Annotated in this window: 21 protein-coding genes; all 21 read right to left on the bottom strand. The window is 36.0% G+C overall.

Features of this window, described 5'->3' with window-relative positions; translation table 11 throughout:
* Positions 1–8: 8 nt before the first annotated feature.
* The 21 genes from ACFSTG_RS07315 to ACFSTG_RS07415 all read right to left on the bottom strand — a co-directional run bounded on the left by ACFSTG_RS07315 (position 9) and on the right by ACFSTG_RS07415 (position 19,950).
* On the bottom strand, positions 9–380 hold the full coding sequence (locus ACFSTG_RS07315) for a DUF2255 family protein (protein WP_380750352.1): 372 nt from the start codon (positions 378–380) through the stop codon (positions 9–11).
* A 192-nt stretch (positions 381–572) separates the two neighbouring features.
* Positions 573–1,640 carry a ribosome small subunit-dependent GTPase A gene (gene rsgA, locus ACFSTG_RS07320; RefSeq protein WP_380750354.1) on the bottom strand — a complete coding sequence of 356 codons (1,068 nt, stop codon included), beginning with the start codon at positions 1,638–1,640 and terminating at the stop codon, positions 573–575.
* Between the two features lie 120 nt (positions 1,641–1,760).
* Complete coding sequence (locus ACFSTG_RS07325) at positions 1,761–3,230, bottom strand: serine hydrolase (RefSeq protein ID WP_380750357.1); 1,470 nt, start codon at positions 3,228–3,230, stop codon at positions 1,761–1,763.
* A 144-nt stretch (positions 3,231–3,374) separates the two neighbouring features.
* Positions 3,375–3,719 carry a hypothetical protein gene (locus tag ACFSTG_RS07330; RefSeq protein WP_380750360.1) on the bottom strand — a complete coding sequence of 115 codons (345 nt, stop codon included), beginning with the start codon at positions 3,717–3,719 and terminating at the stop codon, positions 3,375–3,377.
* A 13-nt stretch (positions 3,720–3,732) separates the two neighbouring features.
* Complete coding sequence (locus tag ACFSTG_RS07335) at positions 3,733–4,140, bottom strand: hypothetical protein (protein WP_380750363.1); 408 nt, start codon at positions 4,138–4,140, stop codon at positions 3,733–3,735.
* Between the two features lie 163 nt (positions 4,141–4,303).
* Positions 4,304–5,008 (bottom strand): VIT1/CCC1 transporter family protein, encoded by a 705-nt coding sequence (locus ACFSTG_RS07340; RefSeq protein WP_380750816.1) that lies wholly within the window; start codon positions 5,006–5,008, stop codon positions 4,304–4,306.
* Between the two features lie 142 nt (positions 5,009–5,150).
* Positions 5,151–5,657 (bottom strand): nuclear transport factor 2 family protein, encoded by a 507-nt coding sequence (locus tag ACFSTG_RS07345; protein WP_380750366.1) that lies wholly within the window; start codon positions 5,655–5,657, stop codon positions 5,151–5,153.
* Between the two features lie 225 nt (positions 5,658–5,882).
* Positions 5,883–6,245, bottom strand: coding sequence for a hypothetical protein (locus ACFSTG_RS07350; RefSeq protein WP_380750368.1), 363 nt, complete (start codon positions 6,243–6,245; stop codon positions 5,883–5,885).
* A gap of 232 nt (positions 6,246–6,477) precedes the next feature.
* Positions 6,478–6,708, bottom strand: coding sequence for a putative signal transducing protein (locus tag ACFSTG_RS07355; RefSeq protein WP_380750371.1), 231 nt, complete (start codon positions 6,706–6,708; stop codon positions 6,478–6,480).
* Between the two features lie 96 nt (positions 6,709–6,804).
* The gene (locus ACFSTG_RS07360; protein ID WP_380750373.1) at positions 6,805–7,902 is read right to left on the bottom strand and encodes a serine hydrolase domain-containing protein; all 1,098 of its coding nucleotides are present in this window, start codon (positions 7,900–7,902) and stop codon (positions 6,805–6,807) included.
* A 688-nt stretch (positions 7,903–8,590) separates the two neighbouring features.
* A complete protein-coding gene (locus ACFSTG_RS07365; RefSeq protein WP_380750376.1) occupies positions 8,591–9,076 on the bottom strand; it encodes a DUF2306 domain-containing protein in 486 nt (161 codons plus the stop codon).
* A gap of 147 nt (positions 9,077–9,223) precedes the next feature.
* Complete coding sequence (locus tag ACFSTG_RS07370) at positions 9,224–9,838, bottom strand: hypothetical protein (RefSeq protein ID WP_380750379.1); 615 nt, start codon at positions 9,836–9,838, stop codon at positions 9,224–9,226.
* A gap of 222 nt (positions 9,839–10,060) precedes the next feature.
* Complete coding sequence (locus ACFSTG_RS07375; protein WP_380750382.1) at positions 10,061–10,492, bottom strand: DUF3788 family protein; 432 nt, start codon at positions 10,490–10,492, stop codon at positions 10,061–10,063.
* A 117-nt stretch (positions 10,493–10,609) separates the two neighbouring features.
* Entirely contained in the window at positions 10,610–11,515 is a 906-nt protein-coding gene (locus ACFSTG_RS07380) for a CPBP family intramembrane glutamic endopeptidase (protein ID WP_380750385.1), read from the bottom strand.
* 312 nt (positions 11,516–11,827) lie between these two features.
* Positions 11,828–12,487 carry a hypothetical protein gene (locus ACFSTG_RS07385; RefSeq protein WP_380750388.1) on the bottom strand — a complete coding sequence of 220 codons (660 nt, stop codon included), beginning with the start codon at positions 12,485–12,487 and terminating at the stop codon, positions 11,828–11,830.
* A gap of 354 nt (positions 12,488–12,841) precedes the next feature.
* A complete protein-coding gene (locus tag ACFSTG_RS07390) occupies positions 12,842–13,504 on the bottom strand; it encodes a CPBP family intramembrane glutamic endopeptidase (RefSeq protein WP_380750391.1) in 663 nt (220 codons plus the stop codon).
* Between the two features lie 124 nt (positions 13,505–13,628).
* Positions 13,629–14,465, bottom strand: a complete 837-nt coding sequence (locus ACFSTG_RS07395) for a LytR/AlgR family response regulator transcription factor (protein ID WP_380750394.1) — start codon at positions 14,463–14,465, stop codon at positions 13,629–13,631.
* A 233-nt stretch (positions 14,466–14,698) separates the two neighbouring features.
* Positions 14,699–15,637, bottom strand: coding sequence for a hypothetical protein (locus tag ACFSTG_RS07400; protein WP_380750397.1), 939 nt, complete (start codon positions 15,635–15,637; stop codon positions 14,699–14,701).
* Positions 15,638–16,519: 882 nt separating this feature from the next.
* On the bottom strand, positions 16,520–17,320 hold the full coding sequence (locus ACFSTG_RS07405; protein ID WP_380750400.1) for a hypothetical protein: 801 nt from the start codon (positions 17,318–17,320) through the stop codon (positions 16,520–16,522).
* Between the two features lie 278 nt (positions 17,321–17,598).
* Positions 17,599–18,465: a CPBP family intramembrane glutamic endopeptidase gene (locus ACFSTG_RS07410; protein ID WP_380750403.1), complete on the bottom strand. Its 867-nt coding sequence runs from the start codon at positions 18,463–18,465 to the stop codon at positions 17,599–17,601.
* Between the two features lie 336 nt (positions 18,466–18,801).
* On the bottom strand, positions 18,802–19,950 hold the full coding sequence (locus tag ACFSTG_RS07415; protein WP_380750406.1) for an LVIVD repeat-containing protein: 1,149 nt from the start codon (positions 19,948–19,950) through the stop codon (positions 18,802–18,804).
* Positions 19,951–20,059: the final 109 nt, after the last annotated feature.

Genomic DNA, 20,059 nt, shown 5'->3' on the forward strand with positions numbered 1-20,059 from the left:
TTTATATTTTATATTCCTGTAAAAAATTCCATGGTATAATTAAAATATTCAGGTTGTGAAATGCCCTCAGAATACTTTAAATTTTGGGGTTGATCATATTTTTTAAGATATGCTTTGCTGATTCTGATATTAACAGGATCGTCCTCCTCGATTTTTCTGGCAGTTACATCCAGGATATTATCTCCGTATTTGATCTGTCCTATGCCTGAATTCCTGAATTCAGTAAACCAGCTTCTCTCACTTTTGTTCCAGCTTCTTGCAAAGATCCTGTTATCAACTTCCACCATCCAGATAGGCAAAAAGGTGGGGCGGGTATTACCCCCCTTGATCTCTATTAAGGTGTGGTCCTTTAAATATTGGTAAAAATCTTTTGGAAACATATTTTATTCCTATTTATATAAGCAATTTGTTTTCTACGGGATAAAGTTCAGGAAAAAATGGTTTAGTGTGATCTCAGGAGTCAAAAAAAAGTTGGTAAGTAGTTTTGGCAAAAGAAAGTGGTGTTATTTTATATATAAAAAGGGAAACCTATTGATAGGGGTATAGATGTTCTATTATAAGGAGTGTGATACTTAGTACTTTTTTTTATTCCTGGCTTTTTTATAGTTTTTCAGGGTTTTACCAAAATCTTTATCTTTTTTTCGTTTCTCTGCAATTGAAGATTCAAAATGAGTTTTCTCTCTCTCCATTTTTAGATAATTTTCGTAGGAGGCCTGGTCTATTTCTCCTTTTTCAAGAGCGTCAAGAACTGCACAACCAATCTCCTTTGTGTGGGTACAATCTTTGAATTTACAGCTTAGAGAAAGTCTGTTAATCATGTCGAAAGTGATCTCTAATCCACCTGTGGAATCGGTAATGCCTACTTCCCTCATCCCGGGGTTATCAATTAATATTCCCTCGTTTTCAAGAATACTTAATTGCCTGTGACTTGTAACGTGTCTCCCTTTATTTGTACTCTGGCTTATTGCATTTGTTCGCATTATTGTCCTGCCGGCAAGGTTATTTACCAGAGTAGATTTTCCTACCCCTGAAGAACCTAACATGCAATATGTTTTTCCTTTTTCAATAAACGGTTTAATTTTTTCGTATCCATCCAAGGAATTATTACTTAAAGCAATAACCGGAACATTTTTGATCCTGGCTTTTATTTTTTCCAATATCTCAGAAATTTGCTGCTCATTTATCAAATCAATTTTAGTGAGCACAATGATAGGACTAACCTTTGATGAATAACAAATGGTCAGGTATCTTTCAAGTCTGTTGATATTAAAATCCCTGTCAGCAGCCTGGACTATCAATGCATAATCAATATTGGTTGCAATAATTTGCTTCTCTCCGGTATGACCAACATTCTGTCTTGAAATTATTGAGAATCTGGGTAAAACTTTATGTATTTGGGAAACACCGGAATCATTGGTTACCAATGCCACCCAATCACCAACTGCTGGAAAATCTTCCCGATTATTTGATGAAAATCTTAAATTCCCTGTTATTTCGGCCTCCAATTCCCCCTTTTCAGTTCTTACAATATATCTTTCTTTGTGTTCTGAAACGACTCTTCCTATCTCCAGGTCCCCGAGGTTATTCTCAATCCTGAACTTTTCGAATTCGTCATTATATCCAAAATCTTCTAATTCCATTTCAGTTTTCTATTTGGCGTGAATTGTAAATGGTAAGTACCAGGTCCTGCCACTCTCAGGCAGGGATAATTTTGTTAACTCTGATTTCTTTATTTTAAGGGGTAGTTTCTCTAAGCCTTTTTATTTCGTCCGTATCTTTGCCAGCATCTTTTTTCCGTTTTCGTTTTCAGGATTCATCTCTATGGATTTTTCATAATTAATTATAGCCTTGTCTTTCTGACCATCTACCATATAGGCTTCCCCCAGGCTGTCATAGGTATTCCAGGAATCGGGGAATTCTTCAACATTAATCCTGAAAACTTCAATGGCTTCTTTGATTTTTCCGTTTTGAAGTAACCGATAACCAACCTGATTCATTTCCGGTTCATTGAGAGCATAGGTGTCATCGGCTTTCAGTTCCTTGTATCTTGCCAATCCCGCTTCAACACCGTCTTTTGAAAAAACGGGCAACACTTCCATAGCCAGGGACTTCCTGGGCATTTCAGCCTCTGCACCATGCAGGATGTTGGTGATTCCCATTGCTATGTCGTTGAGCCTGGTTCCGCCGGTATTATTCAGCAGCACCACAAGATCCTCCTCTTCGGGGAAACGAACTATCAGTGTATTGAAACCATTTATTCCTCCGCCGTGTACAACAATGGGCACGCTGTCTCTGGATTGGCCAATTGGCAATTTGTCTAAACTCCAACCATAGCCGTAGTGCGAATTTCCGGAGGCGATATGGGGAGTGAACATTAGTTTCTTAGATTTTTCAGACAGCACCTCGTTATTGTACAGGGCGCGGTCCCATTTGAACAGATCTTCTACAGTAGAATACAGGGAACCGCCTGCGTAGGGTAGGGACATGTCCAGGTAAGGAGCATTAACATAACCCCCGCCATTTTTCTCATAGCCCGAAGCCCTGTTCTTCAGGATGGTCTCATGGTGATCATAGCCGGTATCATTCATATTGAGGGGGGTGAAAATGTTTTCCTGCAGTACCTGCTCATAAGTCTTTCCGGTCACCTCTTCTATGATGTGACCCAGCAGGAAATAACCGGAGTTGTTATAGGAAAATCGCTCCCCGGGAGTGAATTGCAGGGTAGAATCTGAAAAGGTCTTCACGAATTCTTCCGGACTGGAAGGGTCCCGGCTTTGTTCCTGAAAAAATCCAGGAAAGGAAGTATAGCTGGGGATCCCCGAACTGTGGGTGAGCAGGTGGTGAATGGTCACCACATCGGCTGCTGGTCCTTTATAATCGGGCAGGTAAGTGGAGATGGGTTTGTCCAGCTCCAGTTTTCCCTGTTCCACCAATTGCAGGATAAGGGCTGCCGTGAACTGTTTGGTGATCGAGCCCAGCCTGTGTTTGGTATCGGGTTGGTTGGGAATATCGTATTCCATGTTAGCCATCCCAAAACCGTCGGAAAAAATGACCTCCCCGTCATCGGCAACCAGGACAGATCCGTTGAATTGTCCGTATTCATGATACTTGTTCAGGAGATCTTCGATCTGCCTGGCTTTGTCTTGAGCAAATAGGATCCCGGTGCTTAAAAACAGAAAGCCTCCAGCCAGTAATGCTGTTTTTTGAAGGTGTTGAATTACTTTTTTCATCTCTTATAATGGATAATTGGTTACTTGAGAATGCTTTGGGAAGGGAAGGTTCTAATTTAATTCAAAAATTTGAATTTCAGAGGGTTGTGAAGGTTTGTTCTTTACGGGAAAATATAAGTGTTTTTTAAATTCATTTTTTGCCGCTTATAATGCATCAAAGTGCCTTAAAAGTACCAGCACCAACCCGAAGAGGAAAATACTGGTAAAGATCAGTTTGTTATGTTTGGCAAGCCAATTAGGCAGGAAGATGTCGAAATTTTCCTTTTTTGAATCGGAATATTTCCTTGCGATCACAGTGAGCGGACAAAACATTTTAAAGATTAACAACACAAAACCTTCTCCAAATATCAGTCCTATTGAAATCCAGGTAAATGGGGTGATCCTGCCGGTAATTCCCGAGTAAACCACTAGAAAGATAATGCTCACAAAGAACAGCCAGACCAGCGTATGCAGTAGTTTAATTGCGAGCAATTTCTTCTGCCTTTCCATGACTCTAAAGATTTTAAGGGTAACCCGGCAGGCCTGGCCCTCCCGCCGCAAAGACGAGGATGGGGATAGTTATCGCAGTCAGTGGGATGAGAATACTTATTAAAATTGAAAGGGCGTCATTTCTCAATCGCAGTTCTTGAATATCATCTTCGAGGAGATTTACATGAAGGAACTTTCCTTTTTTTTCTACCGGCAAACCTGATATCTTCCTGGCAGTATTTGAACTGGTGTGAGCCAAACCCACTAAATGGGCGTTCTCCATTTGAAGCCGCCTGAATTTGTAGGAAACCCCCTTTTCGGTGATCACCTTTACCCTGTTTTTTGATTCCACCGCTTTTTCAAGGCTTACTGATCGGGAATGATAAACACTGCAGGAATTCAGAAAAAACAGGATGAACAAGAAACATAATATCTTTCTCATAACCGGCATGATTACCTGTTTGTCATGTAGCTTAAATAAATTACGTCTTATTGAAGACTTATTAATTTATTTCTTTGTTCAAAATCTGGGTCGTTACAGATATTCTCTTTTTGAAAAAAGTTATTTACAACAATAAAAGTTGACCCTGTTATTCATAGTTATTTCATCCCATATTAACATTGAACATATATCCCACCAAAGCTGTCAATCCCATTGCTACTGTTCCCCAAAAAGTAATTCTTAAAATTGCTTTTTTAATACTTGAGCCACCTGTTTTAGCTGCTAATGCACCTAATATTATTAAAAAAAACAGGGCGAAACCGTAAAGTGAATATTCCATGCTTTTCAAGGGAAGAAAGAGGGTTACAAGAAAAGGTAGTATTCCTCCAACTGTAAATGCTGCACCGGAAGCAAATGCAGCTTGCATAGGTTTAGCCTGACTTATTTCATTAATTCCCAATTCGTCTCTAATATGGGAACCTAACGCATCGTGCTCAGTCAATTCTTTAGCCACAGTCAGGGCGGTTTCTTTTTTCAGTCCTCGTTTTTCATAAATTTCCGCAAGCATTTGCAATTCACTTTCAGGCATTTCTTTCAGTTCTTGTTTTTCCCGCTGGATATCAGCTTTTTCAACATCTGTTTGTGAACTTACAGAAACATATTCTCCGGCTGCCATTGATAAAGCCCCGGCAACTAATCCTGCTAATGTTGCAAGGATAACCGGTTCTCGCATATCACTCGCTGCAGTAACTCCAATCGCGATACTCGCAGTTGATAAAATTCCATCATTAGCTCCAAGGACAGCTGCTCTTAACCAATTACTCCTGTGTATGTAATGGTTATCCAAATAATTGTCTAAATCATTCATTTTTTCTGCCATCTTTCTCTTTGATCAAATTACACAACGTTTCCGGCTAACGTAAGTGGCGGGTGACAGGTTCGTCTGCTTTCAAATGTAGCCGACTGTTTCAGCCACAATGTCGTTTGCTGCGAGAATCACAGTAGGGAAATTACAGTGCCTGATTTAATTTGTCCACGTTTTCATTCTCAGTGATGAAATTGTAACCGGTAAAACTAATTAGCCATTTATTTTCAGCTTTATTTATATATGTTATTTCACGCATCGGGATTTTTGGGCTTAGTTGAGTTACTAAGTATTGGTTCACAATTATTGCTGACATCCCATTAGGAGAAACCTTAATTTCCTGTTTATCAGGTGAAATATTCCAATTAAAAGAAGTGTCTGCAAATTGTTGTTTCATCAAATCAACAACTTCGTTTTTACTCCAAAATTCGTCCGGATCAGTTCCGCAGAATAATCCGTCATCTGCCAGAAGACTTGAATAAGCTTCAAGGTCTTTTGTGTTAATTGCCTTAAAGTAATTGTCCATAATAAGTGAAATACTATCCTTCACAGATGCAAGGTCAACAGGTTTATCCGGTTTATCCTGAACCTTGGGTTGACATCCCACAAAAAATACTATTGCAAGAAATACGAATAAAATGTTTGTTTTCATTTTTAAAGAATTTAAAGGGTTATAATATTGTTTGATTCGATCGGCAAAATTTTCGGCAGGTGTTATTCTATCAGTCAAATTTTAGTTGTTAAGGTTAATTCACCTGGTTTTCATCCTTTTGAATCTTGAAATTATAGATAAATAATTTGTCAAACAATGATATTTTACCTGCTTCACCTTTTTTAAGAATTAAACTTTATTAATGTTTGATAATGTGGTAACCGTTTATTCCGTTATATTGAAAGTGATCTTTACAACTTCTATTGTATTACCAGGGCTTGCACCGTCTGAACCTCTTCCCGTCCAAATTTCAACATAATCTTTGCCTTGAAAATTTGCCTGCGCTTTATATTGGTAAATAAAATCACCGGGAACCACATCATGGATTATTTCACTTAAGTCAGCATTCTCAGGATGCTTTTGGACAGTCGCTCCTTCTTCAACACCAAAATATCCTAAATTATAGTTGAAGGTTTCTGTATTGCTTATTGTGACTTCTTCAACAATTGTTTTTGCTTCAGGATTTTCATCATTACTACATGAGACAAGAACTCCGGTAAAAGTCAGGAAAAGCATGACTTTCTTCATAATCCTGAAATTTTATAGTTATTAATCAAATGGTTTTAATTGCTTACTCCGGTGCAATTAGTACGTGGTTGCTAAACACGTTGTTGGCCGGCAGTGCTTTCTACAAATTACCGTCAACTAAGTCGAATGGTTCTCGATAAGTAAGGTTAAGGATACATCAGTAATAAGTATTTCCTGATCTCCTTTTGTTATTTTATATTCTTAATCCTAAAACTAAAGGGGAAGATTGAAGTTAAGACGATTCAGGACTTTCAATGATAGTTCTGGCTTTATCAAAATCCTGTTGCCTAACTTTCAGTCGTACTGTTGTCGGCGTTCCTCCAAAAAATCCTCCCAGATTTCCTGAATGCAAATCATTTTGAATAATGGAAGGAATTTTTTCTTGCTCCAGAATGTCTTTTATTCGAAGTACCTCGACTTCGGTGCCAGAATAAAAATCGACGTAGTGGGTTGATCCGCTCATATAATTAAGGATTTAGTATTTATCTTTTATTCATATTTGTGTACAACGTCCCGTATAAATCAATGCTTACTGTTTTTAATATGTTTTTAGACCAGGTCAATTTTCCTCCATTTTACCTGCCAGTAATTCTTTAAAGAAGTCAGACACCATTGATTTCCCTGAGTCCATATTCGAATCCACGTTAGATAAAATTGTTATGGTAAAACGCGATTCTGGCAAGTAGATTATTTCACCACTTATTCCATACCATCCTCCACTATGGCCTAGAATAATTTCATCATACCGTTGATCTACATCTATTCCATAGCCTAAATGTGTATTATACCCTTTAACTCTTGGTTCGATCATTAAATCCAGGGTTTTTTTACTTATTAAATCGTGATTGAAAAGTGCATGGGTGAAATTAAATAAATCTTCCACAGTGGAATAATGGAAGCCTCCAGGTGAAGCTTTTGATAAATAGAAAATATTATTCCTTAAGAGTTGGGTTGTATCTCCGGCAAAAGTATATCCATTGGCTTTATTTTCTACTATTTTTTCGATACCAAAAGCTGAAGTATTAGGCATATTAGCTTTTTCGAAAATATTTTCTTCTAAATAGTCGTAATAATTGGAGCCCGTAACTTTTTCTATAATTAATCCCATTAATACATATCCAGCTGCATCATAATTGTATTCCGTTCCTGGTTCGGAAAGTAAGGTGTCATTTACAAATAAAGGTACAAAGTCCTTTACTTCTTCAAATCCAAATTTACATTTGTCTAAAAAGTTTGTTATATAAAAATTGGGTAGTCCGGCAGTATGAGTTAATAATTGAGATATGGTTACAGAATTTCTAACTTTCTCGTTAGGATAGTCTTTTAAATATTCTCCAATTGGTGTTTCCAGATCAATTTTCCCTTCTTCATATAGTTGAAGAATGGCAACTGCAGTAAATGTTTTTGTTATAGAAGCTATATTAAACTTTGTATCAATTTTATTTTTTACATCTAGTTCTTTACTAGCTAATCCATAAGCTCGTTTCTGGGTAATACTGTCACCTTTTGCTACTAATATTGTTCCTGAAAATTCCTCCCCGGTTAAATTACTTAAAAATGAATCTATTTTTTTATCGACCAAACGATGGTCTTGAGAATTGAAACTTTGAGTCGTGAAAATGAATAAAAGAAGAGTTAAGAACTTAATATGACGCATAATTGTGTTTTAATTAATTTGGTTTAACGTCTCGATTAACAACTGTATGGGCTGTCGGGCTTTCTGAACGCTTCGGGGGTCGGCAGGACCATTAAAGGAAAAAATTCATCCAAATAAATGTTCCCATATTTAACAAGATTGATATTACATAGAGGTAGCTTTTTTTGAATCTATTCACAATTATACCAAATAAAGAGGCAAGGGGAACAAGAAATAGCAATGGAATCATAAAAACCCATAGTAATTCATAAATGGCCCCAACGAATATATATGTATATACGTCAAAAGAATTCCCGAAAATCCAGTATCCGGAAGTAATTATACTGAAGAGAATAGCTACCTGTCCTGTATAGAAATTAGTAAAACGCTTTAATTCACCTTTCATAAGTTGAACTTCATACCGCTAACGGTTTCGATTATTGCAATTTGCGGGAGTAAGAAGGCTATTTTTTCTGATTAACGATTGGAAATCAACAAAAAGTTGCAATATTAAGGATTCAATAACCTCCCACGAAACCAATTTCTGAGATATCCTCCCATGGATTTGATTTAATTCGTTTGATCCACCATCCCTTGTCATAAGCTGAATTGTAATATAGGAGCCCCTCTATGTCCCCCTCTTCGTTCTCCAGGAATTCAAACCGGGAATGGAGCTATGGTTTCATATACCCTGTTAGCATTTCGTTTTTTATTCCTCATTTCCAAATAGTCCTGACCATTTTGATTTCTTAATGCTAAAGAATACAGCAGCTACAAGGATTATTATCACAAACGAAATTCCAATCATTCCGAAAAACGGGGTTTTGGGAATCCTTGTTAAAACTTCTGCTACAAATGCTGAGTACAACCCTATTACTGACCAATACATGAATGAAAAATGCATGTATTTCCACTTTTTGGCCGGCTTTTTAGTCCATATAGGTATCATCCCTAAACTAATTGTTAGAAAAATAACGATAGTGGTATAATGGAAAATTCCCCACCCATTAAACAGTCTATAAATCATAAAAGCAGTCAGTATTAATATACCCATACTTATCACATAAACATACCCAATTTGCTTATGTCGTATTGTTCCTTTTTTCATCATCAGGACTAATGTCCCTGTTACTAAAGCAACTATTGATGAAAGCAAATGGATTAACCCGTATGTATCACCGACTAAATATTCCATTTCTAATTTTAAATAATGCTAACGTCCCGAATAACGCAAGGTGCGGATTGGGACATTGAACCATCAGTTAAATAATGTTCTTTAAAAGTAGTTAGAATTGCCTTTTTTAAAAGGTGTTTCGCACTTTGTATTATTCAATGGTGATTTTTACTCACAATTAGGGGTCAGTTCGAAAGTTCCGTCAGTTTTTTTCTTCATTTCATATCCGTTTTCCAGCATATACTTAAAATCAGATCTTCCATTTAAATGCCATAGGAGATATCCATATTCACATTGATTTTTAAGATTTCCAGCTTTATATTCTCTGTCAATTATGGGAATCATTTTTTCTTTGAAACTGAAAGGTGTATGCACTAAAATTGTGCGGGCACTGAAATCTATTTTTTGGTCACTGTATTTCTGAAGTCTTTTTTCGGAAGGGAATCCGTATTTTTCGATGATCTCAATCATTCGATTTGCCTTAAGGGAATCCAAAGGGTTTAAAAAATTTTCCCAGATTTTAGATCTGGATGCCTTAGACAATTGCAATGATTCCTCAGCTACTTTTATTTCATCCTTACTTAATCCTTCAATACTATCGGTAAAACTTTTATTGAAACTACCGTAATCCAGATATTTTCTGGTTCCCTGATCCAGGCCGTGAATAAAGCGTAGTTCTTCTATTAGCAAGTCAGCGTCCTGAGCTAAAAGAGAGTCTTTATCTGCTTGAGCAAATGTGAAGTTTGAAACAAAAATCAGAAATAGAATGTAAATTTTCTTCATTAAAGAAACAGTTTTTGTTTAAATACACTACAACCTTGCGTATATGAATTGTGGTGGTTTTCGAAACACGTTCTTATTGGCCTGGACCAAACTTAATAAAAAGCCGAAAGTGACGTGTAGGGAAGGAATCACTTTCCTGCGTAACGGGTTTTTCTAAGGGAAATAAATGTAGGAAATTTATCTCTCAAAAAGCCATTTTTGATACTCGTTGTTGTGGTGCGTTTATTTGCCATTTTTTTTGAAGTTGAGCAGAGTTTTAAAGTCCTGATAGGTTTCTTCATCTTTTATGTCAAGGATCAGCGGAATGAGTTTTCCTGTTGGTCTTGTGCTTGAAAAAGCAGATTTAATTTTTTCGTTAAAACTTAAATCCAAAACGCCCGGACGGGTTTTTTCAGTAAAATAAAAACTTGCTTTAATGAAATTCGCCCAGATGGAAATCCAAACCATCGTTCTTTTCCTGTAAGTAGCTTTTCCCAACCAGGCTTTTCCGTCTTTATAATATCTCCATTCAAGGATAATTCCTGTTGTTATGAAATTCTGTTCAATCTTCTTCATGATCTCATAGAGGGACTCGTCCAGAATACTTTTAAATAAAGTATCAGAAGGCTCCTGGTCGGGATTTCTGAGCAGTTGATTGAAATTTTCTTCTTTCATTTTGTGCCTACTGTTTCTCTTATAATTATCCTTCAGCCAGGTTACTCTTACCGGTTGGCTAAAGCCTTAGTTCCCAAATGTTGTTTCAATTAGATAGTGAAAGTCTTTTTTCTTTGTCTATTGGAATGTTCGTTTCTTAGGTCTGTCTTTTCTATTACTATCCCATTTAATTACTGCCACAACCATCCAAAGCACAACAGCCCAGGCCAGATACCACACCACACGCTGTTGACCTGTCAGGACATTCGGCATGGATAATATCCAGAATATATCAAGACTTGCGTGCATTAGTATGGCTATTAAGAGGCTTCTTGTGTGTGCATAAACCCATGTCATGAGGATTCTAAAGGGGGGCAGGAAGGAAAATAGAAGTACACCCAGGTATAATGGTAAAGGGAAATTTCCTGCTTCAACGGCACTGCCTGTATAATTTGAAAGCAAGTGCCATAACCCCCACATCACACCTATATTAAGCCCTGTTGAAATGAAATTATGATTCCATCTCAGCTCATGAGTTACAAAACCTGTCCATCCAAGTTCCTCAACGAAGCCGTTAAAAAGGCCAATCAACAGTACAAATAGCACAAGGGTCATTTTGTTACTACCATCCAATCCGAACGAAGAAGCAACAGGACTATCACCGTAGGTAAATATACCGGGCAGGAATTCCGGGGAAAATAACCAGAGAACGAAAAGTGTGGCGAAGACCGTTACAGGTGCAGTTAAAAGGGCAATAGCGTACCATTTAATGTTCACGCGATATTTAAACAGGCGGGATATAAACTTCCGGTACCCTTCGGTTCCGTGGTATATCCCAATCAATAGGATTCCTGCAATACAAGGGCCGGAAACGGTTATTAAATACAAAGGCAAAAAAGGAACTTTGGTTGGCTGAGCAGTAATTTGATCAGGGCCACCTAAGAGTAGCGCGAGACCTCCCCAGGAAATGAGAAATGTTACCAGGTAAAAGATAATAACCGGATGCTCTTTTGCTAAATTTTTGAGCCGGTTCAGTTTGTGCATCTTCTATCAAATTAAACTTCAAAAGTTTCAGCCAACGTAAACGCTTATCCGGAGTGCGTTTAGGAACGGGGATCTTTCGGTTAAAAAGTTTATTTAAAGATAGTTAAGAAAATTTGGATGGACTGCCGCAATTGAATTGTTTAGTCGATCTTATATAATTTTGGTTCGGTTATTCCATTTTTTATTTTCTCCTGAAAATTCTCCGGTTAGACTAAAGTCTTGGCAGAAAGAAATTATAGGAAAAAGGATAAATAGAATTGAACTTGTGGTTTTCATAAATTTTGATTTTGCCTGTCTCCAACGTTCAACAGATTATTTTATAAACTGAATTTCAATTAAATAATAATGAGGAATAGCATATTCATTTCCGAACTGTTCCGGATCAATTTCTGATTGCGCCACCCTGCAATAGGACCCTGATCCATCCGGATTTCTATTAGGCGTGATTATAGACATGATATAGAAGGGGTCATTTGTATCTTCTTTGAGGATTTCTTTGCTTCCAAAAAAATCTTTGGCAACATACCGGCCGTTATCGTGAGTTAGGGGGAAATAGGATTGTTTGCTCCCAAATTTTCCACCTCTAATCCAAATTTTTAAATCCTCTTTATCAATTTTGCTAAGTAGTTTGAAAGAGGTCTTAGAGGAATCTATTTTAAAATATTGATTACCTCTTTCATCGAATAATGTGGTAGTATTGATCATTTCTCCATTCAAAAATTCTTTCATGGTGAGCACAAAATATTTCCCTTTGATTGATTCCCCATCAAAGAAAAATTCAGTTTGGTTTATATTTTCAAAATCAAACAGGGTTTGTAAATCTGTATTTCCAATTCCGGATTTTATGGATACATCTACTTTGGATGTATCAGGAGATAAAGGTTTGCTTTCTAATTCAGCCTGATCAATAGAATTGTTTTGTGCTTGTGTCAGAACTGATGCCAGAAAAATAAAAAGTAAAATTTTCTTCATAATGGAGTTATTTAAAATAGTTGCCAACGTTCCCGGTTAACGCAAGTGACGTGTAGGGAAGGAATCACTTTCCGGCGTAACGGGTTTTCTTATGGAAATAAAATTAGGAAATTAACTCTCAAAAACCCCATTTTTGTTAATCGTTGTTGCCTAAAGTCAAAACACATACTAAATGTAATTATCTCAATTATTTTTCGAGTCAGATTCAGCACAGCAATTTAGCCGAAATCTCAAAAATCCGTCAAGGTTAGCCCAGTACTGTTTTATTTTCATAACTAAATATAGTTCAAAAAGGCACAATTTATTGAGGAAAATTGAGGAAAATTAAGGTGTAAGTGTTATTAAATGGCAATGTTACGCCAAACCAAAATAAATACAAATTATGGCTATGGTGTCAAAAAAACCATGTACAGCAACAACGAACCACAAATCGTATTTACGCAGGTAGAAGATCAAGGCTAGGAGCCCTCCCACAATACCTGCAACAAGTTGCCCTGTAATTCCTTGATAACTATGCATAAAGCCAAAAAAACAAGCAAGTAGAACAATATTAAGCACAATACTGACTTTGTTTTCTCCAAAGAATTTTACGAATTGTCGCATAAAATAACCGCGAAAGATAATTTCTTCTCCAAACCCCGCAGTTGCCCATACTAAAAATAATGCAATTAAAGAGGCTGGAAGATTTCCTCTCAATTGATCAAAACTTGAATAATCGATAGGAACTCCAGTGAGTTTTGTAATTCCAGGAACCAAAGCGAAGACATAAAAAACAAAGAGTCCTAATGCAACTAATGGAGCAAGTACTAAAATGTTTTTGACTGTGAATTTTTCACGTTGAAACCCAAGTGCTGAAAACGGTTTTCCATCATATTCTACATAATTAGCTATAATGATTAATATAGAAATAATGATGTTTTCTACATAACTTAAACGGATGGGGCCAAACCATATAAAGCAGATGATTGCAATGGTAATTAATGGAACTAATGTATTACGTAAAGTGATTTTGTTCATTTTTTTTGATTCTAAATTCTAAGCGAAACAATGAACAAAATCTCTGAAAATTCCTTTAAATACTTACGTTTTTACTCAATGGTCTTAAATTTATAACTGAATGGTCGGTCGTTTTTGGGATCTATTATTGAAACCAATCCATAAATGCTTTTCGTTTGTAACGACTGATAATGATTTGAGCAATCGCATCGTTTTCAATGGAAGCTTTTAACCGAAGACGCAACTTCCCATTTTCAATCTTTTCAATTTGGTCTACAGCATCTTTGTGAATGATAATTTTTCGATTGGCTCTAAAAAACAATTGATCGTTTATTTTTTCTTCGAGCTCATTCAATGTGAAATCGGTATTAATTGTGGTGCCATCATTTTGAACCGTATACACAATTTTGTTCTCTATGAAAAAGCACAGAATATTTTCATAGGTAAGCTTCGTCATTTTCGCGCCGCTTTCAATAGTTATTTCAGCATCTTTTATAGATAACTTGTATAAATTGTAAAGGTCTCGCGCATACAATAAACCTACGAGAATAAAACTCAATAATAAGGTAAGGAGCAAACCAATTAATAAATAGTAGAACTCTGTCTCAGCACCTGCAACTATATTTATAATAATATTTAAAGGAATATACATCATTATAATATATCCCAGGGTAGAAGCCATAAACCATACGATTGTGGCAGTTTCTACCTTTTTCGAAAAATGCTTTCTCTTGTAAAATTTAAAATTAAGATCTGCTATGATTCCAATGAGAATACATAAAGCAATAGACGCCAGAAAACCTTCTACGGGAAACCTATACGATTCGCTATCTGGGAAACTTTCGCGCGTTGCTAAATGATTTAATACTAAAGAGAAAATTGTAAATACAATTGCTTTCTGAAACCAATGCCAAGCAGAATTACTTTTAACTATATGCCCTACTTTTTTTACTGTATTCCTGGTTGGTTGTGCAATACTCATGAATTAGAAGCTTATGTTTTGATCGAATCCAAAGTTATGAAATGCCTGATTGGGTAAAAAAATTGTTTCGAAGAACACCTCTCGGGTATTTTTTGGCAACGTTCCCGGTTAACAAAAGTGGCGTGTAGGGAAGCAATCACTTTCAGTTGAACCGGCTGTTTCTTATGAAAATAAATGTAGGAAAATAGTTCTCAAAAAACCATTTTTGGATAGCCATTGTTGCCCACAGTAAGTTATCCAGGTTTAGAAATAAATAGGGAAAAGTATAGAAACAAACCTATCATAATTAATGTATAAAAAATAACTACGAGTAAATTGGATTCTTCGACGTAGTAACTCTGTGCCATTTGAAGGAAATACGCAGTAATAATCATAATCACTATACCAACTCCTAAAATGGATACGAACTTTTGGTTACTTAATTTGTTGCCCACAAAAGCACCTAAAATCAGGAGATAAAAAAGCATTAATAATTGGAGAAAACGATAATACTTCTCCAACTCAAATTTTCTTTGATTCTTCTCAAAATATTTAATTTGCACTAACTGAGATTTTAATCTTTGAGTATTCTGTTCCAACCTGGAAAATTTAATACTGTCTTTTTTTTCACTCCTTAATTTGTATTTATTGATTTCCTTGGAGTCGAAATTCGACACTATGGAGCTATCAGGAATCTTCCCAGTCAATTGTTCCAAAGTTCGAATTTCACTACTGATTTTTGCGTCCATAGAATCTATTGAAACTTTCAATTCCTCAATGGACTGGTAATGCTCGTTTACTCCTAAAGCCTTCCTTTTGTTTTTCTTCTCTTCTTCATTATATTTTTCACCCACTATATTTTCCGTTCGAATTATTATGGAATCCATACCTAATTCTGTTTCAATGTTATTCGTATAAAAGAACAGAAGGGGACCTAAAATCAGAAATGTCAGGAAGGAGATAAATAAGGAATTTTTTAAAGAGCTTTTCTTGGCAACAAATAAAATACTTATGAAAGATGAAAATAATACTAGATTAGTCAGATGAGAGATTATAAGATACCAGGTATTCTGTATGCCCCCTATTAAGCCTGCTTCTTGTATAAACGATCCTCCTATTTCTAAAAAGACAAATAGAATATATACTCCAGTTGAAATTAGAAAGTACTTAGTAAAAAGGAATAGATTCTTCATTTCTTATTGTGGGCAGCGTCTCCGGTTAACAAAAGTGGCGAGCAGGGAAGATATCACTTTCCTTAGAAACGAATTTTCTTATGGAAATAAATGTAGAAAAATATCTCTCGAAAAAGCCGTTTTAGTTAGCGGATGTTACCTCACGTTTTTATTCCACTCAATATTAATCCGTAAATTAAAATTATTATTAATGAAATCAGAAAAGGTTTTGTGGATTTATAAATTCGAGAAATATAAGTCCAGCTGTATAAATAAATGAAAATGGGAACCATAAATATTAAATTTCCTACCTGTTCTTTAATTTCATAATCTATATAGTGAAACTCGATATAAAATTGCAGAAGTCGTGAAATGGATAAAAATATAAGTCCGAAAATAAAAAGAGAATTGATTTGCGCAATTCTGTTCATTCGGGTTTCCCTTCTATTCTTTAAAATGGGTTTACTTGTCCATAAGTAACTAGTAAAACTAAACCCAAGACTAATCGAAAATAAGCTCCAGAAAAAAGAATAGTAAAAGCTAGGTTTATCACTGAAAGGTGTTTGCCAAAATCCGGTGGTCATTGCAGATAAAACATCACTCATTTGAATAATGTTCAAGAAAAATTGGTTTAAAATAAATCCGAATATCAATCCAACAAAAATTCCGCTATAAAATCTGAAGCGTCCAATTTGTTTGATATTAAAGTTCGATTTGTATTTTTTCAATTCAGCGGAATGTTTTTTTAAATATGAGGTAACGTTCCCGGTTAACAAAAGTGGCGTGTAGGGAAGCAATCACTTTCCGGCGAAACGGGTTTTCTTATGGAAATAAAATTAGGAAATTAACTCTCAAAAAAGCCATTTTTGATAACCGTTGTTGTGGTTAGTATTTCGAACTATTCTATTGTTCGATGTAAAAATGAGATTCTACAAAAGAGTCGTCAAAATTCCAGATTCCTTGGGTAACGTAACCCTCCTCATCATAATTTAAAGTCATATTATGCGATTCACCATATGGCAACTCAATTGTAAGAGGGTTATCTTTTGATAGCTTAAGACCAAGAATTATATATAAAATACTTTCATTATTTGGAATTTCAATTACTGTATTCAAAGGTCCTGGATTTTTACCTGAATCGAAATTTGAATATGTGTATGCTGAATAATCATCGGGATAGGAATACCACCCATTAGAAACTAGTTGGTCATTTTCATTTCTATTAAAGAACTGATTATGTGCAATACTGTTTATATCAGATGGATTGATAGATTTAGTTGAATCTATGTATACACCTGAATGGTAAATTTCAAAAATCCAGTTAGGATCTTCTAATTTTATGTGACCAATAGATGAATTGACTATATAATTATAAGATATATTATTATTACTCGAAATTCCATAATCCAGGAAGTATTTAATTCTTGAAAGTTTATTACCTCTGTACTCTACTTTAAATGTTTCTATGGCATGTCCAACATTGTTGCGGATTACGGAATCTACGTTGTTATTCTTACCATAAAATACCTCTTGTATTATTTTTACATTTCCGTTTAAAACACCTTCACTTCTTTTATATAATTTACTTGATCTATCTGATTTTTGTCCCTTTAAATAAGCCACTTCTAAAATTTCATCTTGTGAACACGAAAGAAGGATTAGAGGAATAATTACTAAAACTAAGGCCTTGATTGATAATTTCATTTTAGTGGTTGGTTAGTTAGAACCAATCAATATATGTTTAATTTGCAATGGATTACGGTTTCGAGTAAGATATTAGATAAACGGCTATTATTTATCTATAAAGACTTTGTTTTTCAGAACCTTACTTTAAAAATGAATCTAATAAAATATTAACTACAAGGGTCAAGTATAGAGCAGAAGCGGATTGAAATGCGATTAGGTGTCCGCTATCACCAAAGTTTATTAAATGCACAGACCTTAATTTTAGCACTTCACCCCACTATTGCTCTTATACAATGTTATGTGGTATTTTTACTTGGTTTTTGAAGGACATGTAGACGCTTATTTGTGACAATCATAACAATGATGACCCATAAGATTAGCCCCAGCACTAAATTCCATACAAAGGCGATTTGCCCGGTCGCTGTCGGTTGGAATATTATAGTGCTGGCAGAAAGAAAAGCGTGCATAAGCATTACGACGGGGAGGCTCCTCGTTCGGTCATAAACTAATACCAGAAGTACCCTATATGCCGGTAGCGCTAACAGATAGAAAGCAATGAAACCCGCCACAAACATCGTCCATGAATCTGCACCGGCCAAATAATTGCTTGCCCAAAAAGCTATCATAAAATGCCATATACCCCAAAGCATACCAACGATGAGACCTGTTGATAAAATACTGTACCGCTTTCGCAGTTGAGGTACCGCAAAACCGGTCCAACCGGTTTCCTCCAAAAGCCCGCCACCGATTAAACCCCAGGAAACACCGAATATCATCAAATCAATTTTGTCTTTCGCTGTGATTATTCCTGGCAGGAATTCTTTATTGAAAACAGAAAGCCCGAAGAGTACTGTAGCAACGAGAATAGGACCTGTAAAAACCGCAATTGCATACCAGCGTCCATTAGTCTGCCAATGCAAAAACCTTGATAGTAGCATACGAAGACCTTTCTTGCCATCGATAAGAAAATTCAAAAGGATACCGGAAACGAAGGGCCCGGTAAACATTATTAAGAGTGCCGGCACAAATAACTTCTCAGCTTGTTCTTTGGTGCCCGGTATGTGGTCAGGACCGCCAATAAGCAGGAGTATGCCTCCCCATGAAATGGCAAATACTAAAAGGTAATAAGATGAAACTGGGTGTTGTTTGATAAAATTTTTCATAGAGTTATCCTTTAAGATTTAAAGAACATATATAACAACATTCAATGCCACATAACGGTCTCGGTTATCGCCAGTTGGCGGAGTAAGGGAAGCGGTCCCGACGGTTCGGGAATCGGCTAAGCGTATAGTTTCCTGGTTTCTAAAATTACACTTTTACGACAATACCTGTTATTTGCGATGAATCGTTTTTGTGTGCTGACTTTTTTAAGAGCCACTGTCATTTTTAAATATAGAGGCTAATTCAGTTTTCAAATACTCGTATTCTTTTGCTCTTTTAGTATTCAGGTAATCCCGTTGAAGCTTTTATAATTAGGAATCTAACTTCGATGTTACTAATTAATCATTTCCTACCGGTTTGAAAGTAAAAAGTTTAGAAGAAAGGTCACTTACGTATACGTTTCCGGAGTTCGTAAAAGGATAAACTCCGAATGCTCCGTTAAATCCGTCGTTTGTTTGTGCTGGAAGAAATCTGTCCGTATCATATTCATAAATTAGAACAGGGTTTTCAGGCGCAGAAATATCAAAAATTTTAAGGCCAGCACTGTAATAAGAAACATAGGCTAAATTATCTACGATATATAAATTATGAACACGCGAAGAATTGTCGTGTATTTCTCCGACCTGCCTGGGATTTGAAACATCTGAAATATCCCAGATAGCAATATCGGGACCACCCAAGATTGTAATATTTAATTGAGACCTGGCAAATTCATTAGTTATATAGAGGTAATTTCCATCGTTTGAAGTCCAGCCATTGTGATCATAACCTACACCGGCTTTTGCTGAACCAAGAAGGACAGGAGAAGATGGATTGGACACATCATAAATGAAAGTGCCCATTTCCCCGTGAAAATCAAACATCCTTTCTCCTATAACCGAAATGTCATGAGATTCAGATTCATCTGAACTCCAGATGAGTTCAGGATTAGTTGGATCGTTGTTCAAATCATATATGGTTATGCCAAATACTATTTCTACGTCATCCTCTTTTAGGTGCCTGCCGGTAAGGTATAAATAACCTCTGTCATCAATAAAAATGTTGTGAGAAGATGGAAATTCACCTACAGGCACAGGGTTTTCTGGATTTTGAATATCATAGATCATCCCGCTATTTTCAGAGGAGCCATCATGTGTGCCGTCAACTACATAAAGGTAATTTTGCCATAATTTTATATCAAAAGCAGCATACGGTGTTCTTGAAATAAGGTCTGGAGATCCGGAATCCGAAATTTCTATAATATAAAATTCTCTGTATTCAGAACTAATATTTCCAAACACTGCATACTCTTTTCCGTCCTGGCTAAAGCCCCAGACATCTGTGCCTTTATTTCCCGGGAATGTTGCAGAGGAAACAGCTTCAAATGGTTCTGCTTCTATCTCATTCTCATCTACTTCATTTTCATTTGTACCTACATCATCTTTAGAACAATTAAAAAAGAAAAGGGATATCAATAGAACTAACAATATGGAAACAGGCTTCTTCATAAAATTATATTTTTTAAAATAATGTCATCTCATATAGACTCTAAATTTTTTACTCCCATATTCTTCCTTAAGTATAATTTCTCCATCTTTTACTTATATGGGGACTAGG

Source organism: Salinimicrobium flavum, assembly GCF_042684505.1.
Lineage (GTDB): Bacteria > Bacteroidota > Bacteroidia > Flavobacteriales > Flavobacteriaceae > Salinimicrobium > Salinimicrobium flavum.